The organism is Burkholderia sp. SIMBA_062 (assembly GCF_046534765.1).
Taxonomy (GTDB): Bacteria; Pseudomonadota; Gammaproteobacteria; order Burkholderiales; family Burkholderiaceae; genus Burkholderia; species Burkholderia ambifaria.
The window spans coordinates 1-4,790 of sequence record NZ_JAWRYD010000074.1; the positions used below are offsets into that span (position 1 = coordinate 1).

Here is a 4,790-nt window from a genome sequence, read left to right on the forward strand (position 1 = left end):
TATTCGACGCTGGCGCCCGTTTCGACACCGGTGAGATTCAACGTACCGACGTTGGAGATGTGGTCGGTCGCGCTGCTGCCGGAATCGGTCGTCAATGCAACACCGGGCGCAGCGGCCGAGGTATCGAGCGTGAAGCTGAACGACGTGGCCGCCGACGTATTGCCCGCGACATCGGTTTGCCGAACTTGTACATCGTTCACGCCTTCGATGGCGTTGAAGCTGGTGTTCCAGGTATGACCACCATCGATCGAGTATTCGACAACTGCGCCAGTCTCCACACCAGAAACGTTGAGTGTACCGACGTTCGAGATGTGGTCGGTGGCGCTGCTGCCGGAGTCGGTGGTCAGTGCAACGCCCGGTGCAGCGGACGAGGTATCGAGCGTGAAGCTGAGCGATGTGGCAGCCGACGTGTTGCCTGCGACATCGGTCTGCCGGACCTGTACATCGTTCACGCCTTCGATGGCGTTGAAGCTGGTGCTCCAGGTGTGGCCACCATCCGTCGAATATTCGACGGTGGCGCCCGTTTCGACACCGGTGAGATTCAACGTGCCGACATTGGAGATGTGGTCGGTGGCGCTGCTACCGGAATCGGTGGTCAATGCAACGCCGGGCGCGGCGGCTGAGGTATCGAGCGTGAAGCTGAACGTCGTCGGGTCCGACGTGTTGCCTGCGATATCGGTCTGCCGAACCTGTACATCGTTCACGCCTTCAACGGCGTTGAAGCTGGTGCTCCAGGTGTGGCCACCATCCGTCGAGTATTCGACGCTGGCGCCGGTTTCGACACCGGTGAGATTCAACGTACCGACATTGGTGATGTGGTCGGTCGAGCTAGTGCCGGAATCGGCGGTCAATGCAACATCGGGCGCGGCGGCCGACGTATCGAGCGTGAAGCTGAACGAGGTCGGATCCGACGTGTTGCCTGCGATATCGGTCTGCCGAACCTGTACATCGTTCACGCCTTCGACAGCGTTGAAGCTGGTGTTCCAGGTATGGCCGCCGTCGATCGAGTATTCGACAACTGCGCCAGTCTCCACGCCAGACAGGCTAAGTGTACCGACGTTCGTGATGTGATCGGCGGCGTTGTTGCCGGAGTCGGCGGTCAGTGCAACGCCCGGTGCAGCGGATGAGGTATCCAGCGTAAAGCTGAGGGAGGTCGGGTCCGACGTGTTGCCCGCGACATCGGTTTGCCGAACTTGCACGTCGTTCGCGCCTGCGACGGCATTGAAGCTGGTGCTCCAGGTGTGGCCGCCATCCGTCGAGTATTCGACGGTGGCGCCTGTTTCGACACCGGTGAGATTCAACGTGCCGACATTGGTGATGTGGTCGGTCGAGCTAGTGCCGGAATCCGCGGTCAATGCGACACCGGGCGCGGCGGCCGACGTATCGAGCGTGAAGCTGAGCGATGTGGCCGACGACGTGTTGCCCGCGATATCGGTCTGTCGGACCTGTACGTCGTTCACGCCTTCGACGGCATTGAAGCTGGTGTTCCAGGTATGGCCCCCATCGGTCGAATATTCGACGGTGGCGCCCGTTTCGACACCGGTGAGATTCAACGTACCGACATTGGAGATGTGGTCGGTGGCGCTGCTACCGGAATCGGTGGTGAGCGCGACACCGGGTGCGGCGGCCGAGGTATCGAGCGTGAAGTTGAACGAGGTCGGGGCGGATGTGTTGCCAGCGATATCGGTTTGCCGAACCTGTACGTCGTTCACGCCTTCGACGGCGTTGAAACTGGTGCTCCAGGTGTGGCCACCATCGATCGAGTATTCGACAACTGCGCCAGTCTCCACACCAGACACGTTGAGTGTACCGACGTTGGTGATGTGGTCGGTGGCGTTGCTGCCGGAGTCGGCGGTCAGTGCAACGCCCGGTGCAGCGGACGAGGTATCGAGCGTGAAGCTGAACGACGTCGGATCCGACGTATTGCCTGCGACATCGGTTTGCCGAACCTGCACGTCGTTCACGCCTTCGATGGCGTTGAAGCGGGTGTTCCAGGTATGACCGCCATCGATCGAGTATTCGACAACTGCGCCAGTCTCCACACCAGACACGTTGAGTGTGCCGACGTTCGAGATGTGGTCGGTGGCGTTGCTGCCGGAATCGGTGGTCAATGCAACGCCGGGCGCGGCGGCCGAGGTATCGAGCGTGAAGCTGAACGACGTCGGATCCGACGTATTGCCTGCGACATCGGTTTGCCGAACCTGCACGTCGTTCACGCCTTCGATGGCGTTGAAGCTGGTGTTCCAGGTATGACCGCCATCGATCGAGTATTCGACAACTGCGCCAGTCTCCACACCAGACACGTTGAGTGTGCCGACGTTGGTAATGTGATCGGTGGCGTTGCTGCCGGAGTCGGTGGTCAATGCAACGGCGGGCGCGGCGGCCGAGGTGTCGAGCGTGAAGCTGAACGAGGTCGGGGCGGACGTGTTGCCCGCGACATCGGTCTGCCGGACCTGTACGTCGTTCACGCCTTCGATGGCGTTGAAGCTGGTGTTCCAGGTGTGGCCACCATCGGTCGAGTATTCGACGCTGGCGCCGGTTTCGACACCGGTGAGATTCAACGTACCGACATTGGTGATGTGGTCGGTCGAGCTAGTGCCGGAATCGGCGGTCAATGCAACATCGGGCGCGGCGGCCGACGTATCGAGCGTGAAGCTGAACGAAGTCGGATCCGATGTATTGCCTGCGATATCGGTCTGCCGGACCTGTACATCGTTCACGCCTTCGACGGCGTTGAAGCTGGTGTTCCAGGTGTGGCCACCATCCGTCGAGTATTCGACAACTGCGCCATTCTCCACACCAGACACGTTGAGTGTGCCGACGTTCGTGATGTGATCGGTGGCGTTGTTGCCGGAGTCGGTGGTCAGTGCAACACCCGGTGCAGCGGCCGAGGTATCGAGCGTGAAGCTGAGCGATGTGGCAGCTGACGTATTGCCCGCGATATCGGTCTGCCGAACCTGTACGTCGTTCACGCCTTCGACGGCATTGAAGCTGGTGTTCCAGGTGTTGCCACCATCCGTCGAGTATTCGACAACTGCGCCGGTCTCCACACCAGACACGTTGAGTGTACCGACGTTGGTGATGTGGTCGGCGGCGCTGCTACCGGAATCGGTGGTGAGCGCGACACCGGGCGCGGCGGCCGAGGTATCGAGCGTAAAGCTGAACGACGTCGGATCCGACGTATTGCCTGCGGCATCGGTTTGCCGAACCTGCACGTCATTCACGCCTTCGACGGCATTGAAGCTGGTGCTCCAGGTATGACCGCCATCGATCGAGTATTCGACAACTGCGCCAGTCTCCACACCAGACACGTTGAGTGTACCGACGTTGGTGATGTGGTCGGCGGCGTTGCTGCCGGAGTCGGTGGTCAATGCAACGGCGGGCGCGGCGGCCGAGGTGTCGAGCGTGAAGCTGAACGAGGTCGGGGCGGACGTGTTGCCCGCGATATCGGTCTGCCGGACCTGTACATCGTTCACGCCTTCGACGGCATTGAAGCTGGTGTTCCAGGTATGGCCACCATCGGTCGAATATTCGACCGTGGCGCCCGTTTCGACACCGGTGAGATTCAACGTGCCGACATTGGTGATGTGGTCGGTGGCGCTGCTACCGGAATCGGCCGTCAATGCAACGTCTGGCGCGGCGGCCGAGGTATCGAGCGTGAAGCTGAACGACGTGGCCGACGACGTATTGCCTGCGACATCGGTTTGCCGGACCTGTACGTCGTTCACGCCTTCGATGGCGTTGAAGCTGGTGTTCCAGGTATGACCACCATCGATCGAGTATTCGACAACTGCGCCAGTCTCCACACCAGACACGTTGAGTGTGCCGACGTTCGAGATGTGGTCGGTGGCGTTGCTGCCGGAGTCGGTCGTCAATGCGACGCCGGGCGCGGCGGCCGAGGTATCGAGCGTGAAGCTGAACGACGTCGGATCCGACGTATTGCCTGCGACATCGGTTTGCCGAACCTGCACGTCGTTCACACCTTCGATGGCGTTGAAGCTGGTGTTCCAGGTATGACCGCCATCGGTCGAGTATTCGATCGTGGCGCCGGTTTCGACAGCGGTGAGATTCAACGTACCGACATTGGTGATGTGGTCGGTCGAACTGCTCCCAGAGTCCGTGGTCAGCGCAACGCCGGGCGCAGCGGCCGACGTATCGAGTGTGAAGCTGAACGACGTCGGATCCGACGTATTGCCTGCGACATCGGTTTGCCGAACTTGTACGTCGTTCACGCCTTCGACAGCATTGAAACTGGTGTTCCAGGTATGACCCCCATCCGTCGAGTATTCGACAACTGCGCCAGTCTCCACACCGGACAGGCTAAGTGTGCCGACGTTCGTGATGTGATCGGCGGCGTTGTTGCCGGAGTCGGTGGTCAATGCAACGCCGGGCGCTGCGGCTGAGGTATCGAGCGTGAAGTTGAACGAGGTCGGGGCCGATGTATTGCCCGCGACATCGGTTTGCCGGACCTGTACATCGTTCACACCTTCGACGGCATTGAAACTGGTGTTCCAGGTGTGGCCTCCATCGGTCGAGTATTCGATCGTGGCGCCGGTTTCTACACCGGTGAGATTCAGTGTGCCGACATTGGTGATGTGGTCGGTGGAGCTGCTGCCGGAATCGTTCGTGAGCGCGACACCGGGCGCGGCGGCCGAGGTATCGAGCGTGAAGCTGAACGAGGTCGGGGCCGACGTGTTGCCTGCGACATCGGTCTGCCGGACCTGTACATCGTTCACACCTTCGACGGCATTGAAACTGGTGTTCCAGGTGTGGCCTCCATCGGTCGAGTA

1 protein-coding gene is annotated in these 4,790 nt (G+C 60.8%); it reads right to left on the reverse strand.

The window, feature by feature from the left end; genetic code table 11:
• Positions 1–4,790: beta strand repeat-containing protein (locus tag SB786_RS35320; protein ID WP_410731452.1), on the reverse strand; the 4,790-nt coding region annotated here is incomplete at both ends.